This window comes from Spirosoma fluviale, from assembly GCF_900230225.1.
GTDB lineage: Bacteria > Bacteroidota > Bacteroidia > Cytophagales > Spirosomataceae > Spirosoma > Spirosoma fluviale.
In genome coordinates, this window is the sequence record NZ_OCNH01000001.1 from 519,220 (window position 1) to 535,675 (window position 16,456).

Annotated in this window: 16 protein-coding genes; 7 read left to right on the forward strand and 9 right to left on the reverse strand. The window is 47.3% G+C overall.

Features of this window, described 5'->3' with window-relative positions:
• The first annotated feature begins 347 nt into the window (after window positions 1-347).
• Together CRO74_RS02195 and CRO74_RS02200 are read left to right on the forward strand one after the other, a co-directional pair.
• Window positions 348-2,345, forward strand: a complete 1,998-nt coding sequence (locus tag CRO74_RS02195) for a hypothetical protein (RefSeq protein WP_097124357.1) — start codon at window positions 348-350, stop codon at window positions 2,343-2,345.
• Window positions 2,346-2,483: 138 nt separating this feature from the next.
• Window positions 2,484-2,945: a PPC domain-containing DNA-binding protein gene (locus CRO74_RS02200; protein ID WP_245877736.1), complete on the forward strand. Its 462-nt coding sequence runs from the start codon at window positions 2,484-2,486 to the stop codon at window positions 2,943-2,945.
• A 50-nt stretch (window positions 2,946-2,995) separates the two neighbouring features.
• Here the strand turns inward: CRO74_RS02200 and CRO74_RS02205 are convergent, their stop codons facing one another.
• The 3 genes from CRO74_RS02205 to CRO74_RS02215 form a co-directional block, all read right to left on the reverse strand.
• A complete protein-coding gene (locus CRO74_RS02205; RefSeq protein ID WP_097124359.1) occupies window positions 2,996-3,592 on the reverse strand; it encodes a bifunctional nuclease family protein in 597 nt (198 codons plus the stop codon).
• 101 nt (window positions 3,593-3,693) lie between these two features.
• Entirely contained in the window at window positions 3,694-4,656 is a 963-nt protein-coding gene (locus CRO74_RS02210) for an electron transfer flavoprotein subunit alpha/FixB family protein (protein WP_097124360.1), read from the reverse strand.
• A gap of 82 nt (window positions 4,657-4,738) precedes the next feature.
• Window positions 4,739-5,476, reverse strand: coding sequence for an electron transfer flavoprotein subunit beta/FixA family protein (locus CRO74_RS02215; protein ID WP_097124361.1), 738 nt, complete (start codon window positions 5,474-5,476; stop codon window positions 4,739-4,741).
• 165 nt (window positions 5,477-5,641) lie between these two features.
• Between CRO74_RS02215 and CRO74_RS02220 the strand changes: the two genes are divergently transcribed.
• Window positions 5,642-5,971: an enzyme of heme biosynthesis gene (locus tag CRO74_RS02220; RefSeq protein ID WP_097124362.1), complete on the forward strand. Its 330-nt coding sequence runs from the start codon at window positions 5,642-5,644 to the stop codon at window positions 5,969-5,971.
• A 64-nt stretch (window positions 5,972-6,035) separates the two neighbouring features.
• Here the strand turns inward: CRO74_RS02220 and CRO74_RS02225 are convergent, their stop codons facing one another.
• On the reverse strand, window positions 6,036-6,845 hold the full coding sequence (locus tag CRO74_RS02225; RefSeq protein WP_097124363.1) for a hypothetical protein: 810 nt from the start codon (window positions 6,843-6,845) through the stop codon (window positions 6,036-6,038).
• A 281-nt stretch (window positions 6,846-7,126) separates the two neighbouring features.
• Here CRO74_RS02225 and CRO74_RS02230 point away from each other — a divergent pair, with 281 nt between their 5' ends.
• The 4 genes from CRO74_RS02230 (at window position 7,127) to CRO74_RS02245 (ending at window position 11,505) form a co-directional block, all read left to right on the forward strand.
• Window positions 7,127-8,143: a hypothetical protein gene (locus CRO74_RS02230; protein WP_097124364.1), complete on the forward strand. Its 1,017-nt coding sequence runs from the start codon at window positions 7,127-7,129 to the stop codon at window positions 8,141-8,143.
• A gap of 314 nt (window positions 8,144-8,457) precedes the next feature.
• Window positions 8,458-9,288 carry a WecB/TagA/CpsF family glycosyltransferase gene (locus CRO74_RS02235; protein ID WP_097124365.1) on the forward strand — a complete coding sequence of 277 codons (831 nt, stop codon included), beginning with the start codon at window positions 8,458-8,460 and terminating at the stop codon, window positions 9,286-9,288.
• Window positions 9,289-9,327: 39 nt separating this feature from the next.
• A complete protein-coding gene (locus CRO74_RS02240) occupies window positions 9,328-10,239 on the forward strand; it encodes a glycosyltransferase family protein (protein ID WP_097124366.1) in 912 nt (303 codons plus the stop codon).
• A gap of 60 nt (window positions 10,240-10,299) precedes the next feature.
• Window positions 10,300-11,505, forward strand: a complete 1,206-nt coding sequence (locus tag CRO74_RS02245; RefSeq protein WP_097124367.1) for a glycosyltransferase family 4 protein — start codon at window positions 10,300-10,302, stop codon at window positions 11,503-11,505.
• Window positions 11,506-11,521: 16 nt separating this feature from the next.
• Here CRO74_RS02245 and CRO74_RS02250 read toward each other — a convergent pair whose 3' ends face one another.
• The 5 genes from CRO74_RS02250 to CRO74_RS02270 are packed head-to-tail and all read right to left on the reverse strand — an operon-like array spanning window position 11,522 to window position 16,453.
• On the reverse strand, window positions 11,522-12,208 hold the full coding sequence (locus CRO74_RS02250; protein WP_097124368.1) for an acyltransferase: 687 nt from the start codon (window positions 12,206-12,208) through the stop codon (window positions 11,522-11,524).
• 29 nt (window positions 12,209-12,237) lie between these two features.
• Window positions 12,238-13,131: a glycosyltransferase family 2 protein gene (locus tag CRO74_RS02255; protein WP_097124369.1), complete on the reverse strand. Its 894-nt coding sequence runs from the start codon at window positions 13,129-13,131 to the stop codon at window positions 12,238-12,240.
• Window positions 13,128-14,483, reverse strand: coding sequence for a hypothetical protein (locus CRO74_RS02260; RefSeq protein WP_097124370.1), 1,356 nt, complete (start codon window positions 14,481-14,483; stop codon window positions 13,128-13,130). Before CRO74_RS02260 ends, CRO74_RS02255 begins: the two co-directional genes overlap by 4 nt.
• Window positions 14,476-15,117: an acyltransferase gene (locus tag CRO74_RS32290; protein WP_097124371.1), complete on the reverse strand. Its 642-nt coding sequence runs from the start codon at window positions 15,115-15,117 to the stop codon at window positions 14,476-14,478. Before CRO74_RS32290 ends, CRO74_RS02260 begins: the two co-directional genes overlap by 8 nt.
• Window positions 15,107-16,453 (reverse strand): lipopolysaccharide biosynthesis protein, encoded by a 1,347-nt coding sequence (locus CRO74_RS02270; protein ID WP_179830104.1) that lies wholly within the window; start codon window positions 16,451-16,453, stop codon window positions 15,107-15,109. The genes CRO74_RS32290 and CRO74_RS02270 overlap by 11 nt, the downstream gene beginning before the upstream one ends.
• Between the last annotated feature and the right edge of the window lie 3 nt (window positions 16,454-16,456).

Below are 16,456 nucleotides of genomic sequence, written 5' to 3' on the forward strand. Positions count from 1 at the left end.
GATTGTTGGGCCATTAACTGATTTAGTTCAGAGAATGACCTATATGGCCGGTCATATTTGCTGACCTCAAGTTAAGGATAATGGCGTTTTTCAGATAGCCTGATAAAAAAAGTTAGTTCTGAAAAACATTTGTCTCTGAAGTTAGTCATAGATGTGTTTATAACTTATTTAACATCACTCCTAATGACTGATTCTCAGTATAAGACTTAAAAATCCACAGGGCTAGTGGATTGGCCGTTGCCTAAATTTCCATAGCCATATTTGGAAGATTAAAAGTTTAGTCGGAAACATTGCGTCAAATTAACCCAATAAATATGCGAACATTTATCCAACAACACCCCATGAGGATGCTGGCTGGACTCGTGTTGCTAAGTTTTGCAATACCTTCTGTTAGCCTTGCTCAACAGGCTGACACAGTCCGGGTTCAACCCGCAACAGTAAGCCCATCAACAACTGCCCCCGGGGGCAACTACGAGCGCGAAAAGATCTATCGCCTTGGTAAAGGTGTTTACACCGATACCCTCAAACGAAGCGACTTCAAAGCCCAGGCTAGTGATGTTGCTGAGCTGGACGACTGCGATACAACCTTTCAAACATTCATCTTAGTACGGCGTCAATCGCCCTGGCGGGTGGGTCTTTTTGCAGGACCTAACTTTGCCTATTGTGGTACCTGGGAAAACACCTTTGGAGCCAACAAACGCGATAAAACGTTGTATAACGGCGCAGGTTTCAACATCACGGCTAATGTAGATTACTTTTTGACCCCAGCTACCCGTCGACTCCGCTTTGGGATTGGGGCTGCTTTCGGTTATCAAAACTATATAACCCGGAGCATCTATCGGGATTACTTGTATAGCCTGGCTACTGCACGGGGCTTTACGAATGATCAGGTAACCATTCGCCAGCGGGCTTCGGAAGATATGTTCCTGACGGTTGGACCAGTTCTTACATTTACGCTGGCACGCAGCCGTCGCAACCCGGACGCAACAACCTTCATTGAGTTAGGTGCTCGTGGTGGTCTATTCCGTACAGAAGCTGCAACGATCACTGCGTTCACGCCGTCAACGATTACTTTGCCGAACGGTGTTCCTTCGTTCGTTGAAGGTGGTGGTCTGATTCGGTCAGTTAACCCAAGTTCCCGTCTTTATCATCTCGGTGCTTTAGGGTCTGCTGCGATCTTCTTTCCATTGCGCAACAACTGGAATATCGGTATTCAGGGACAAGGGTTTATCACTCAGCTGAATTACCTGATTATCAATGGTGTTGATGATCAACTGTATGAGTTCAAACGTAAGCATGGTGGATTCAGTGCTGGTATTGCGCTTCGGAAAGGGTTCGTTCAAAAGAAACTGATTCCTAAAGCTCCTGTTACCTGCCCAACCTGTGAGCAGATTCCTGAGTTAAGCGTTCAGTTTAACGGTGCTTCGCTCAAGGGTGCTTCTTTATCCTTTGTTGACAGCACGAACGCACAACAGTCAGCTCCGGTTAATACAGCTGCTACGGCTCCCGCAATTAGCTGGCGCAGTACGACCCTAAATCCGAAGAACGAGACGTTCACGGCTCGTTTGTACTACCGTGCAGACTCAGTAGTTGCTGGTGCAACGGATCAGGTAATCGCTCAAGTTGAGAATACTACCGATACGTCGCTGCCATTCCCAACTGCCTATTTCTCAGGTGGTCAGATCACCCCAGGATTCTACTACGTAACTGTTCACAACAAGCAAGTGGCTAAGTGTGGTACGTGTATGAGTGAGGTGGCTACAACGAGTTTTGCCAGCATTCGCCCACGGCCTTCTATTGTTGAAACGAAATTCCGTCATAGACTGGAGCGTTTGGAAGTATACTATCGTACACCGTATACTCGCGAAGTGGCTAACGTTTGTTATTGTAATGGTACCGTTACCTCAGTTGGTGACACGGTTACGCGTCTTCGCTATCGTGGCCTGAACCGTGCCTTGGCAAACAGTACGGTTGAGTTCGATACGAACACCGTTATCCTGAACCTCAGCGAATTGCCAGGTAGCTTAGCCCAACAGCTGCAGGCTGAGAAAGCTAAGATCGAAAGTGGTAACGCCATCCGTTTCAAAGGTCGTCGTGTACGTCCGCAGGTTCAGTACTTCCGCGCAGTGTTCACTGTTACGAAACTGCCTGCTAATGGTCAGCCTGAGCAAGCAGTGGGTAGCTTCAACACAACGATTAGCGACAACACCTACTCGATCACTGATCTGAAGCCATTAACTGATGCTCAGAAAGCTAAATTATTAGCACCACCAGCACCTAAAAAACCAATACGTCGGGCTGGTAACAGCGGTCGTCGTTCAACTGGCGTATTTGGTGTTGAATAATAAAACAATGAACATAAAAAAACCGGGGGCCAATGCTCCCGGTTTTTTTATGTCGAATGCATAGTACAAAGCTGTAAAGAAGCAATGAGTCAATTTCAGAAAATTCTGTTGTCAACCCTCTTTCAAGTCATTATTGTTATGTCTGACGCACAATCACAGCCAGTGAACAACTATGCACCCGTATCGTCAGCTACCATGAATACCTATTCGGTACGGCTAAAGCCGGGGCAAGATTTAAGAAAAGCCATAGAAACTATTGTTCAGCAGGAGCGAATTGGTGCAGGTGCTGTGTTGACCTGTGTAGGGAGCTTAACGGATCTAACCTTACGTTTAGCGAATCAGGAAAAGGCTAGCGAATGGAAAGGACACTTTGAAATTGTGTCGCTGGTGGGGACACTCTCAACAACAGGCAGTCATGTACACTTGTCAGTTTCTGATTCAACCGGGCGTACCATTGGTGGGCATTTACTGGATGGGTGTAAAGTATACACCACTGTTGAGTTGGTGATCGGCACGTTTCCTGATCTCAACTATACGCGGGAGCCCGATCCAACATTCGGTTACCGAGAACTGGTAATTCGTAAACAGAAAAGAAAATAGCAAAATAGCCATCTTGAAAGGATGGCTATTTTGCTGGTAGAATAAATCAATTAGTTTCGCTTACTCATTTCATCGCGAATCTTTGCCGCACGTTCGTACTCTTCATTGCCAAGAGCTTCTTCGAGCATACGCTGTAACTCTTCAGACGTCGCGTTTTTAAGCTGATCGCCAAACGACCGTGTTGACGGCCGGTTTGATGACCGAACAAGCTCTTCCTGTTCTTCCTCCTCATCCGTACCGCTGGCCGTGATACCCGCTTCGGATAAAATGGACTCATTGGTATAGATAGGAACATCAAATCGAATACCAATAGCTATGGCATCAGATGGCCGAGCATCAATAATTGACTCGCGGACACCATCGAAACAAACGATTTTTGCAAAGAAAATCCCTTCGCGTAGATCGGAAATCATGATTTCACGGACCGTGAATTTAAATTGCTCAGCAAATTGCTTGAACAAGTCATGTGTCATTGGCCTGTTTGGCACAATTTTTTCTATTTCGATAGCAATGGCCTGCGCTTCAAACATGCCAATGATAATTGGTAACCGGCGGTTACCATATTCTTCTCCTAATACCAACGCAAACGAGCCTGATTGCGACTGGCTGGGCGAAAGTCCTAATATTTCCAGCTTAATCTTATCCACGATGCGAAATTAACAAAAAGTCGTAAGTCATAAAGCCTTAAGTTGTAAGTAAAAACAGGAAGTCTATCATACGTACGCATCCGGACTCTATGACTCACTACCTATAGGGCCTGCACTGCCTTGGTCAGGCGGGGCAGCACGTCGAAAACATCACCAACAATGCCGTAATCTGCCGACTTAAAAAACGGTGCATCAGCGTCTTTGTTAATAACAACAATCACCTTCGATGAGTTTACACCCGCTAAGTGTTGAATGGCTCCCGAAATTCCGCAGGCAATGTATAAATTGGGACTAATCTTTAATCCTGTTTGCCCTACGTGTTCGGAGTGAGGGCGCCAGTCGAGGTCTGATACCGGTTTGGAGCAGGCAGTTGCCGCGTGAAGCGCTTTCGCTAAATCTTCAACAACACTCCAGTTTTCTGGACCTTTTAAACCACGACCTGCCGATACGACAAAGTCAGCTTCCGGTAGCAGAATATCCCCCGACGATTTTTCAGTGCTCTTCACCGAAATGGCGAAGTCGGCCTCGTTGAGAGTGGGGGTAAACGCTTCAACTGCGGCTGATGCATCTTTCTCTTCCGGTGTGATGGTGTTCTTCTTGATCGCCAAGATTTTAATATCTGCCTTAAGGTCATTAAACGCAAAGGCTTTACCCGTATAAATGCTACTTTTAACAACAAAGCCATTCGACACATTGGGTAATTCGATAACATTGGCAGCCAAACCCGCTTTCAGCTTACCCGCTAACCGGGCTGTCATGGCATCGGCTAGTGATGACTTGGCTAGTACAATAACCTTACTGCCTTCCTGCTGCGCTGCTGCAGCAACAACCGTAGCGTAGGCCATGCCATTGGGCTCGTTTAGTTTGGCATCTGTAGCATGAAGTACCTTGGTTGCGCCAAACTTACCGGCAGAGGCCAGTTCAGTATTATCGGCAGCACCCGCAATGATTGCGGTTGCCGAAGTACCTAACATCTCGGCAACTTTAGCGCCGTAGAAAATAGCTTCCTGAGAAGACTTCTTTAATTTACCTTCGTCTAATTCGGCAAATATGAGGACTGACATAAAATAGGTTCGGTTTAGGGTTTTCAGGTTCCGGCTTTTGGGTCAGGCCGAAACAGTGCAGTGTACTGAAAACCAAAAGTTATTAAATGACTTTTGCTTCGGTGTGCAGGAGTTGAATAAGTGTTTCGGCTGCGTCGGCCGGAATCATTTTAACCGCACCCCGTGGAGCAGGTAACTCGTAACTGGCAACCGTGCTTAATTTATCCGTTCCGGTTGGTTCTACAACCTTGAGCGGCTTCGTGCGGGCGGTCATGATTCCCCGCATGTTCGGGATTTTCCATTCAGCAATGGGTTCCTGACACCCGAGTACTAAAGGTAACTTGGCTTCCAGACTCTCTTTGCCCCCTTCAATCTCGCGGGTAATTTTGGCGGTGTCGCCATCCAGGTCCAAGAGCATAACGGGTGAGATGGAGGGAATTCCCAGCATTTCGCCCACAATACCATGTACCTGCCCACCATTGTAATCGATGGATTCACGACCCATAAGGATCAGGTCGTAGCTGTTCTCTTTAGCAATGGCGGCAATTTGCTCGGCTACAAAGTAAGCGTCGGTTGGTTCTGCATTCACCCGGATGGCGTCGTCCGCGCCAATGGCAAGGCATTTACGAATAACAGGTTCGGAATCTGCTTCGCCTACGTTCAGGACTGTAATGGTGGCACCTGTCTTTTCTTTCAGTTCAACCGCCCGCGCCAGTGCGTAATCGTCGTAAGGCCCAGTAATGAAGGTTACACCAGCTTTATTTAATTTGGTGTTGTTATCCGTGAAGGTAATTTTGGTGGTGGTGTCGGGCACACTCGTCACACACACTAAAATTTTCATACTTATTGGGGTTTTGTGGTTGCTGTTGAGGAGTAGTACCCAATGGCTGATTATTCTATTCTGGAACTAGTCACTAGCTACTATCCGCTATTCACTACTTTTATGACTCAAAAGTACAAATAGTCTTAAATAAAAGTATGCATGCATACTAATTTTCTTGCACGTATGAATAACGAACGTATCCAACAATTAATTCGATTTGTACAGGAAGAACCTGATGAGCCTTTTAATATCTACGCGCTGGCGATGGAATACATTGCCGGTCAACCACAGCAGGCCCGCTTGTACTTTGACCAGCTACTAACCGAACATCCGGACTACCTGCCAACTTATTACCACGCAGCGGCCTTATATGCCGAATTGGAAGAGCGGGAGCGTGCTGCCGAATTATATGAAAAAGGAATTGCGTTGGCTAAAGTGCAAAATAAGCAAAAGGCACTACTGGAATTACAACGGGCACAACAGGCCTTTGAAGAGGATGAAGATGACTGGTAATTCGTTTTTTCAGGTTAAAGATTGGCTGAACCCAATCTTTAACCGGTCTCATAAAGCAATAAACTTACCGGCGTTGATGCCCTTTTTTTTCCTGAATCAACTCCTGTTTGAATAACAGGGGGACGCTGGCCTGCTCAGGAATGGTATAATTCACGGCCAGATAGCGGGCTCCCGCCACTTTGGGTAGATAAACGAATCCCCGCACTGATTCGCCGGGGGCAACCGTATTTGTTTTGAGAGCCAGCTCGCGCCAGCGGTATTCCTCGTAGTCGTAGCGTTGCATTCGATCGGCAAAGGTACTGTAGTCAATGGCCCGTTTAACGGCTAGCCCCTGGTAACCGAGGCCATGGGCGGCACGATTGCCTATATATTCACGATACGTACGGCTTTTTGAGGAAGAAGAAACATCACTGGCGACTAGTGCAACCATCAGGATTGTATTAAAGACTTTCGCTTTTTTTAGCCGCTTTTCTTCCAGCTTACGTTTTAAACCCATGCGCCCCGCTTCGTAATTGGGATCTGCGGCTGTACGCGAAAAGACAAGGCCTGAGTTGTTGGGGTCCCTGAGCGTATCCCTGGTTGCACTCAATGCGGTTAAGTGGAAATCGGCCGGATTAACCTCAATGGGATGATTTGTGCGATTTTTTACTTCAATGTCCAGCGTAATAAACTCCATGTCTTCCCGCTCGAATGAGGCAACGACACCCACGCCATTCTGTTCGGTTTTGGTAACAGGACGTCCATCGATAGTAGCTATGTCGCCAGAAATCGGTTCGAGCTGATAGGATGTAGTAAATGTTGGTGCGCAGCTATTTAGCGCAGCAACCAGCAGGCCAGTGCCAAAAATAGAGAGAAGAGTAGAGGGTAGCTTCATAGTCTGAATGCGCAGAAGTGTATGCTCCGCTTAATATATGTAAAGTTACAGAAGTGTCTGATCTGATTTGTTAAAAGTTCAATTGTTTATTAGACGGAGAATCGGCTCAAGTGATTGGTCGATAAAGTTCAATTAGTTGACTAATAAGTCCATATTTAATCAATGTGTAAATCATCAAGTACCTTGTAAGGTTATAATACAGTAAAAAAAGCCAGCTAAAAATTAGGATGAATGAGGTGTTGGGAACGAATATTGCTTTGTAATCCATAACTTCTCCTTGTATGAACTCATCACTAAAGTGTTTATTTATTTTTCTGAGTTGTTGTGTAGGCCAAGCCGTTGCACAAAGCCAGATTATAACGCCCGATAATCAGGTCGTTAGTTTTCAATCGGCTAGTGGTACCACTAACTTGTTTATTGGGCAGAGTACCAGTGCCGTCATAGGAGGTACGTTTAATACTTTCATGGGAAGCCAGGCCGGACAGGGGAATACGACAGGTTCGTACAATACGTACTTCGGTTATAAAGCGGGTTTTCCTAATACGTCCGGTAGTCACAACACATTTATTGGTTATGAAGCCGGGAAGCTAAATATTGACGGCGACGATAACGTTTTTATCGGGTACAATGCCGGTCAGCACAATCAGCGTGGGCGTCGTAATCTGATCATCGGGCCAAATGCCGGGTTTGATTTAATTGATGGTGAAGACAATACCTTTTTGGGGGCTAATGCCATTGGTTCCGGTGCCAGGCTATCTAATGCAACGGCCATTGGTGCCAATGCCCGTGTCTTGAGCAGTAATGCCTTGGTATTGGGTAATAACGTCAATGTTGGTATTGGAACATCGACTCCCCAAAACAGGCTTGAGCTGACGGCGGGTATTGATGGACGGAGCGGTTTGCGCTTAACCAATTTAACTGCTGGCTCGCCTACCTCAGCCGCAGCCACAACTAAATTTTTGACCGTAAATGATCGTGGTGATGTAACCTTATCCGGCCATCTATCGGCACTGGCTATGCAAGTTAAGCCAGCGTCTGAGCGTCAGTGGGCCGATTATGTGTTTGCGCCAGAGTATCGGCTTCGGTCATTGCCTGAGACGGAGAAGTACATTCAGCAGTACAACCATTTGCCAGACGTGCCGAGCGCCGGTGAAATGGTGACAGAAGGGATTGACTTGACAACCCTTCTGTCCATTTTGGTAAAAAAGAATGAAGAACTAACTCTTCATGTAATTGAGCAACAAAAACGTATAGATCGTCTGGAAGCTCAACAGCGAAAGAGCCTGAAAAACAAGTAGTCCTCCTGTCTCTATCAACAATAAGCGGCACAAGATTATCAATCTTGTGCCGCTTATTGTTGATAGAGACAGGAGGTATTTATGAGAAAAGGGCTGACCTGGGCAATTCCATGAACCTGAAAGTAATACTGGTACAGACTGAAATGGCTTGAACACAAGAAGTCTCCGCTATAATTTAAATTACTATTCTAATTAGTATATAAGGTTACTTATTGCGTTGCTGACCGTCTAAGGGTCAAGGAAGAAGACGATGTACTCCTCTATGCCAGGCGCACTACCTGCTACATCTACCTAACCGGCTTCCTGATGCGGTTATGTTTAACACGATACATCGGGTGCAGCTATCATCACCGGCGAAAAGTTTGCCAGGGAGGCCTAAACTAAAACCGGAACGCAAAGTAGCGATTAGTTTAGGGTTGACCCTTCTCCCATACAACACCTTCATCCAGGCCGTGATTGGCGCAGCCCGGCAGCATGAAGCTGCTTACTGCTGCTTTGCTAATGTCCATATGGTGATCGAAGCGGTTAAAGATGCCGCTTTTGCCGACGCTGTTAACAAGAGCACCTGGGTAACTCCCGACGGAGTTCCATTGCTTTGGGCATTACGGGCTTTCCATCGAGTTCGGCAGGAGCGGATAACGGGTCTGGATGTACTGCCCTCTCTACTTGAGGAAGCTGCCGGAAACCAACTCTCTGTTTATTTCTACGGCTCTACTCCGTCTATTCTGGAGAAGTGCCGTGTCTTCTGCGCCGAGTGTCATCCCACACTGACTATAGCGGGTATGTATTCCCCGCCATTCCGAGCCCTTTCTGCAGACGAAGAGCAGCAGGTAATTGCCAACATAAACGCATCAGGTGCTTCCATGGTGTTCGTCTCACTCGGTTGCCCCAAACAGGAAAAATGGATGGCTGCCGTATCTCCGCGTATTTCAGCGGTCCTCTTAGGTATTGGCGGAGCATTGCCCGTATTGGTTGGCGCGCAAAAACGAGCCCCTCGCTGGATGCAGCGCAGTGGATTGGAATGGGTTTACCGACTTGTTCAGGAGCCCCGCCGGTTAGTCGGACGATACGTCACAACGAACAGTTTGTTTGTGTACCATTTTTTAAGAGGACTTTATCAATACCGAATTCGGAATCAAGTCTGAGGGGCCTTCTACACTTTTCACCTAACTCCAGCTAATTCCATGCCTGCCCCCGTCGTACTTTTTGCCTTCAAACGCCCTCACGAACTGAAACAAACACTGGTAGCTCTGTGTGCAAACAGACTGGCTTCTGAAACAGATCTGTATGTTTTTGTAGATGGCCCCCGGCGCGACGATGAAGTGGCGAAGGTAAAGGCCGTACATACGATTGTCGACAGCATTACCGGGTTTAAATCGGTACACCGGATGTATAGTGAAACCAACATTGGGTGTGCCAACTCCATTATAGCCGGTGTAACGAAGGTGTTAACGCAGCATCCGGCAGTGATTGTTCTTGAAGATGATATTGTGACTACCCCGAATTTTCTGGATTTCATGAACCAGAGTCTGGCACAATATGCCGATAGTGTCGATGTCTTTTCCGTTGGCGGGTACACGTTCCCGTTTAAGCGTCCGGCGGGGTACACGGCAGATGGTTATTTCTTTCAGCGGACCTGTGCGTGGGGATGGGCAATCTGGGCCGACCGCTGGCAACAGGTCGATTGGGAGTTAGCTGATTTCGAGGAGTTCATAAACAACCCCCAAGCCCGCAAACAATTCAATGCCGGTGGGAGCGACCGGGTGCGCATGTTAAAACGAGCCAGGAACCTTGCCATAGATGCGTGGGATATTCGGCTGTGTTACAATGAATTCAAGGTTGGCGGATATACGATCTATCCAACTGTTTCTAAAACAGTCAATATCGGTGTCGACTCGCCCGATTCAACCACCGAGGTTGTATATGACCGATATAAACCCGTTCTGGATGATGGGCTGCAGTACCAATTTAACCTTCCGCAACAAGTGCAGGTGCATTCACACTATGGCCGTCAATTTCGCTGGAAGTTCAGTATTCCCGTCCGGGCGTATAATAAACTACTGACTTACAGCACCCAGCTTCTTCGACTTTTCTAACTCTCGCCTTGCTGACTCAATGCCTGGGCTCAACAGACCTATGCACTTTACCTCCTGATTATGCGTGTATTACTGATTCACAACTATTACCATCAACGAGGAGGAGAAGATGTTATTTTTGAACAGGAAGTTGATTTACTGCGCGAGAATGGCATTACTGTCGAAACGCTGATCTTCACCAATGATCAATTCGATGGGACGATGCTGGGAAATGCCCGGTCGGCAATTCAATCATTTTTTAATTGGCAATCGGCTAAACGGCTCGATCTGGCCATCCGGCAATTCAGACCGGACGTTGTTCACATTCATAATTTATTTTATACAGCTTCTGCAGCCGTAATTTGGACCGCAAAAAAGCGGAACATTCCGGTGGTCATGACGCTCCATAATTACCGGCTGGTTTGTGTTAATGGGTTACTCATGCGGGAAGGGAAGATTCCCTGTGAGCAGTGTCTGACTAAACTGATTGCGTTACCGGGGGTTCAAAATGCCTGTTTCAGAGATTCTAAAGCACAGTCGGCCCATTTATCGGCTATTACGGGGCTTCATAAATTAACAGGCCTATGGCAACGGGTGGATCGTTTTGTGGTCGTTACGGATTTTGCCCGTCAAAAAATGCTTAGCTCCTCATTACGGCTTCGACCGGAGCAGTTGAGTGTCAAACCCAATTTTGTGGCTGATGCGGGGTATGTGGATCCGGCAGAGAGAGAAGACTTTTTTCTGTATGTAGGCCGCCTGACGTTCGAGAAAGGTCTAGGAGTGTTGCTGGACGCAGCTGAAACGGATGGTTTTTTGCTTGATATTATTGGTGGTGGCCCGTTGGTTTCTGAGGTAGTGCGGGCTTCCGAGAACACGCCTGCTATTCGCTATCAAGGCCAGCAACCGCGCACTATCGTCCTGGAGGCACTCAAACGCTGTCGTGCGTTGATAGTTCCGTCTCTATGGTATGAGGGCTTACCCACCGTAATTCTTGAAGCATTTGCAACGGGTACCCCCATTATCTGCTCCGATCAGCAGAACCTGAACGAAATAGTCAAAGACAACCATACCGGCCTTTCCTTCCGCACGGGCGACAGCCGGGACCTTTGCCGGATTATTCGAAACTTCAGTGAAAACATACCCAACCAACAGCGATTAGCGCAGAATGCCTACCGAGAGTTTCAGAACCGTTATACGCGCGCTCTTTCGTTACGGGCGATACTCACTATCTATGAAGAGGTGATTGCCAAACAGAACCTGTCAAATGCGGTCGAGCCATCACTATAACTCCCTGGTCACTTTACTAGTCAGATTCATACGTCCGCTCCCGTAGCCAGGTCACATTGTCTTTAATAACTTTGGCTGGTACGCCAGCGGCAATAGAATGGTCGGGGATGGGTTGGGTTACAACAGCGTTGGTGCTGATTACAGCGTTGTTGCCGATTGAGACACCCTTCAAAATAACGGCGTTCAGGCCGATCCAGACATGATTTCCGATCGTGACATCCTGGGCGTAGTTGATTCGCTTTCCGGTTTCGGCATCTAGAATGCTGTGCGAGTCGCCGGTTCGGATGTCGATGCCCGCTGAGAGCATGCAATCCTCACCAATGGTAATGCGTTTGCCCGGTTCAGTAACGGCTAAGTGCGCCGATTCAATACTGGTATGGTCGCCGATAATCACCTGACAGTTATAGTCTTCAAACCATACGCATCCTCCCTTGAACTTGCAGTAAGCCCCAATGCGCAGCAAATTATTATTGCCTCTTATGTAAATCATCATGTTCGTTAAGAAAGCCCCTTCCGCAATCTCAACGATGTTATTGTTGCCTTCAATGTCGATCTTGACCTGAAGAAAAACCCCTTTATTAATGATTCGATTACCATGCCCTCGTATGGGTAAGGCCAGTTTTGCTTTCACTACCAATAGAATCTGTGCAATTGTATGCAGCACTTTATTGCGTTTCACAATTGATTTAAGTGTCTGGCTCATGGCGTCTGGTTTTTGTACGAAGCAACGGTCTATTTATTCTGGTAAGCCACGGCCTTAAGCTGTCGGCGTAAATAGCCAAGTAAAATGCGAAGCATATCGACGGCAAAGTAGATATAAGGCAAACTCGCATGTTTCACTGCAAAATGGTAGCGTGTTCGGTAATTAATTGGCGATTTTATGGCCGATAATGCTTTGACGAACTGCCCTAAGGGCATCGGCTGATTCATATTTACGCCCGTAGCGTCCGCATATTCATAGACGACGCTGAACGAGGAGACAACCAGTGGGAATCCCGCCTGGCGCGCGCGAATAGAAAAATCAAGATCCGCCATGTGATGACGGAAACGCAGATCGTCGAAGTAGCCAATCGTATTGAAAACCGCTCGGGGAATAAATAGGCCTCTACCTGGTAAGCTATCGGATACCAGATAGGGACTTGTCGTTTTTAGAAGAGTATAGCTATTCTTAAAGCGAGTGTTGGCCCAGTCTTCTATGTTCGGCATACGTAAATTCAGACCGGTACCGGCATAAAGTAACCGTTGAGGTGAGTTTACATCAACCGATACTGAGCCGACGATACACGGCTTGTGAGCCTGATAAGCCATTGACAGACTGGCCAGATAGTCTGGGTCAACCTTCGTATCGTCGTTCAGGGTCAGGATAAAATCATCGTCGTTCAGGGAAAATGTCTGGATTACGTACCGGATGCCAAGATTGGTAGCACCAGCCCACCAGAGGGAGCCGTCGCCGGTCAGAACGGTCGTATCGGGGAAGTTCGTCCTAATCTGTTCGCTGGTCCCATCTGTAGACCCATCATCAACCACAATAACCTGTTGCGCCGTAACGGTTTGGCGGGATAAACAGGCCAGGCAACCTAGTGTATAGTGCCGGCGATTATGGACTGGTATAACGATGTAGATCATGCTGAATAGGATTGCATCGTTGCTTCACGCGGACGGAGGAGGTTTGACAGAGCAAATAGACCATATAAGTACATGGTAACGGATAGACAGCCAACGGTAACCGAACTCTGCCCAAAAACGGTCAGGACGAGTAATCCATAGATCGTACTCAAAAAGAGCAGGCTTGACTGCTTCGCTACGCGTACCAGCCGGTAAGCTAAACTGCTGATTAACCAGCCAAAAAATGTAATGAAGAGTAAACCATAGAAGCTATACGCAAAATAAAGTTCGGAAGTTAAGCCGGTTCGGATACCCAGTGTATTTTCGCTGTCGAAGAGTTTCATGAACGAATAGGCACTGTCTTTGTGGACAAGTTCAGACTTATCGAAACCGGCCAGCTTGAGGACAAACGAATTGACAAAGCCACCGATCGTGCTGGCCAATAGATCGTACCCCGCTATTTCGCCTGGTTTGAATTCATTTACGGCCCGGATGTATTCCCGAAATTCGGAGCCAAGTGGAAAGCCGTCGCGTTCAAATGGAGACTCTGTTGCGTTGCCCAGCCTGATATTCTGTAAAATGACATACAGAAACAGGCCACTCAGCAGGATCATAATCGTTCGGAAATTAATGGTCAAGGCACCTGCCATTAGTTTATCATACACGAAGATGGCCAGCAATGACACCAATAAATAGAGCCGTTTACTATCTGCCGACATGATCAGTACAGTCAGGATTAACATGCTCACCCAGAATAGCTTACTCTGCGTGGTTGTGCTTTTTAAGAAGCGGTCGTACAGGAGGACGGCTGAAAAACAGTTGAAAAAGCCAAAGTTGTAAACGTAGCCATAGTTCAAGCCGTACATAGTGTCGGTAACATCGTTGCCGGATAGAATGGGAATAAAACCCACATTTCGGACGAAGTCAACGATCCAGATCAGCGGGAAAATCAGTAGAAAGTACTCGAATGGCCCCAGATCATTAAGAATCAACCGGCCTTTGGCCTGCTCCTCTGCCGATGGAGTTGGAACAGGGGTATTTACATCGTGTATGAGCATCCCGATACTCATGAATATCAGGTAGATGTTGTAAATAATGCACCCCTCATCCATCGAAATGTAGTAGGGGTTGATTGCGAAATAGGTTAAAATTTTGAGCTCCCCTACGTATAGCCACGCAATCCAGACAAGCAGGAACGCCTTTGTATACCGATTCTTCAGCAGAAAGATGGTGGCAATAGGGACAATTAGTAAGGAATGGCTTAGTAACGAAGGGTAGATAAAGTACTCGCTATACCCAAAGAATGCCTGATAAGCCAGCGGAGTTACCTGCACCAGAGCAAAATAAATAAGCAGCTGAATGTTCTTACTCATAGACAGGTTGAGGCTGGAGTGACCGAATAAATTGAGCCGGATTGCCTCCCCATAGCTGGTTGGGCGGTATGTTTCCGGTAACGACCGAGCCCGCACCAACAACCGCGTTCTCTCCGATTGTTACTCCTTTCAGGATCGTGACATGAGCGCCAATAAAGGCCCCATTCTGAATAACGACCGGAGCCGTTTTTGCCAGCGCGTTGTCCTTAAACGTTAGTCGCTGAGCCGTAATGAGTGTATGAAAGTCGGTATCATATATGACGGTGTTACCGCCAATCGTGACGTCGTCGCCAATGGTAATGGCGTTATGGCAAACCAGCGCCGTACAACTCATGCCTACACGGTCGCCAATCTGGATGTTCCCACCCAGGTCGGCAATGAAAAAGCAGGGCTGCTGTCGGCCGATACGATTGTGGTTGCGGCCGTTGTTGACGTTGAATGACTTGCCGATGGTCATTGAGCAGCCATCGTTAATGTCGACGATGGGGATACCGTAGCTTTTCAGGCCCGATCCGTACGAAACGTTGTTTAGATAGAAAAGTATACGCGTAACCAGTGCTCCGGCCATTCGCCGACTGCGTCGCCACCCAAATCGGATGACTCGAAAACTGAACCGAATGAGTTTAAAGGCCATACATAATCTTTTTGTACTCGGCCCGACACACCAGCAGCATGCTTACATTCCAGACTGTTCCGGCAATCACCACACTTGCCGGACCAGCCTCAAGCCAGCGGAACAGGATGGTTGTCAGGCCAACATAAACAACAACGCCAATTAATGAAGCATACATCAGTAGGCGAATCTGTCCGGTTCCATTGATCAGGGAATTGTAGTTGCTTAAAAAGACAAAGCTGACTACGTAGGCCATTAGCGAAAGAGACAGGTCTACCGGAACCGTAATAGCCGGGCCAACCCATAAACGAAAGATCGAGTTGGCGGCTAATGCCATTAATCCGGCCAGCAACGCCATGCCGAGGCCGATATGATTGAGCTGGCGCATGGTATCCCGTATCCAGACTTTATCGTGCTTGACGTATGCATCGGTAAAGGCCGACCAGTAAGGTGTGATGACGATGCCATGCAGTACCGTTATCACGCTGAAATACTTGTTGGCAATACTGTAAGGGCCTACACTTGCGGAACCCAAAAAGTAAGAGATAAACAAACCGCCAGATGTGAATACCAGTATACTGATGAGTTGAAGGATAAAGAATTTGCCACCCAAACTGAACAATTCGTGGCTAAGGGAGAAGTCAATGGCCATGAACCGGGGAGCTATACCCGCGTAGAGGTAATGGAAAAAATAGAGCGAAACCAGACCAAGTACCACAAGAGGGACCAGGTTATAAATGTGAGCGATAATGAGTAATGATTTATCGAAGGTGCTGGCTCCAAAATAAACAATGGTGATGATGACACCATTGGTCAGGAGCAAAATCCAACCCACCCAGGCGGCTTTCTGATCGGCAAAGAGTATCGAATTAATGGGCTTCAGGATAAGTTGGGCGCTGAAGCTTATCAGCGTATAGGTGATAATGTCATTCACCTGCTCCGGTTCCGAACTCTGGATGTTCAGTACTGAAGTCCACTGGATATAATGCCCGATTGTCAAAAAAAGGATGGTCAGCAGCAACGCTACACATAGTGATAAGGCATATAATGTGCTTATGTATTTTCGGGCCGTTTGAACGTCGCCGGTCGTAAAAAAAGTAACTAGTTTGTTACGCAGGCCATTGCCAAAGCTCACGTCGATCAGGCTGAACCAGGATGTCAGGAACGTGATGGTCATCCAAATGCCAAAATCTTCGAGGTTGATGTACTTCAGCGTGAGCGGAATCGTCAGGAAGCTAATCAGGATACCTATTCCTTTCACAAATACGGATTGCACTACATTTCTGTAAATAAGCAGGCTGCGCGCGTTGAGAGAGCCCGGCCTGTTAATTTTAGCGAATAGTGAACCTGGTTTCATGAA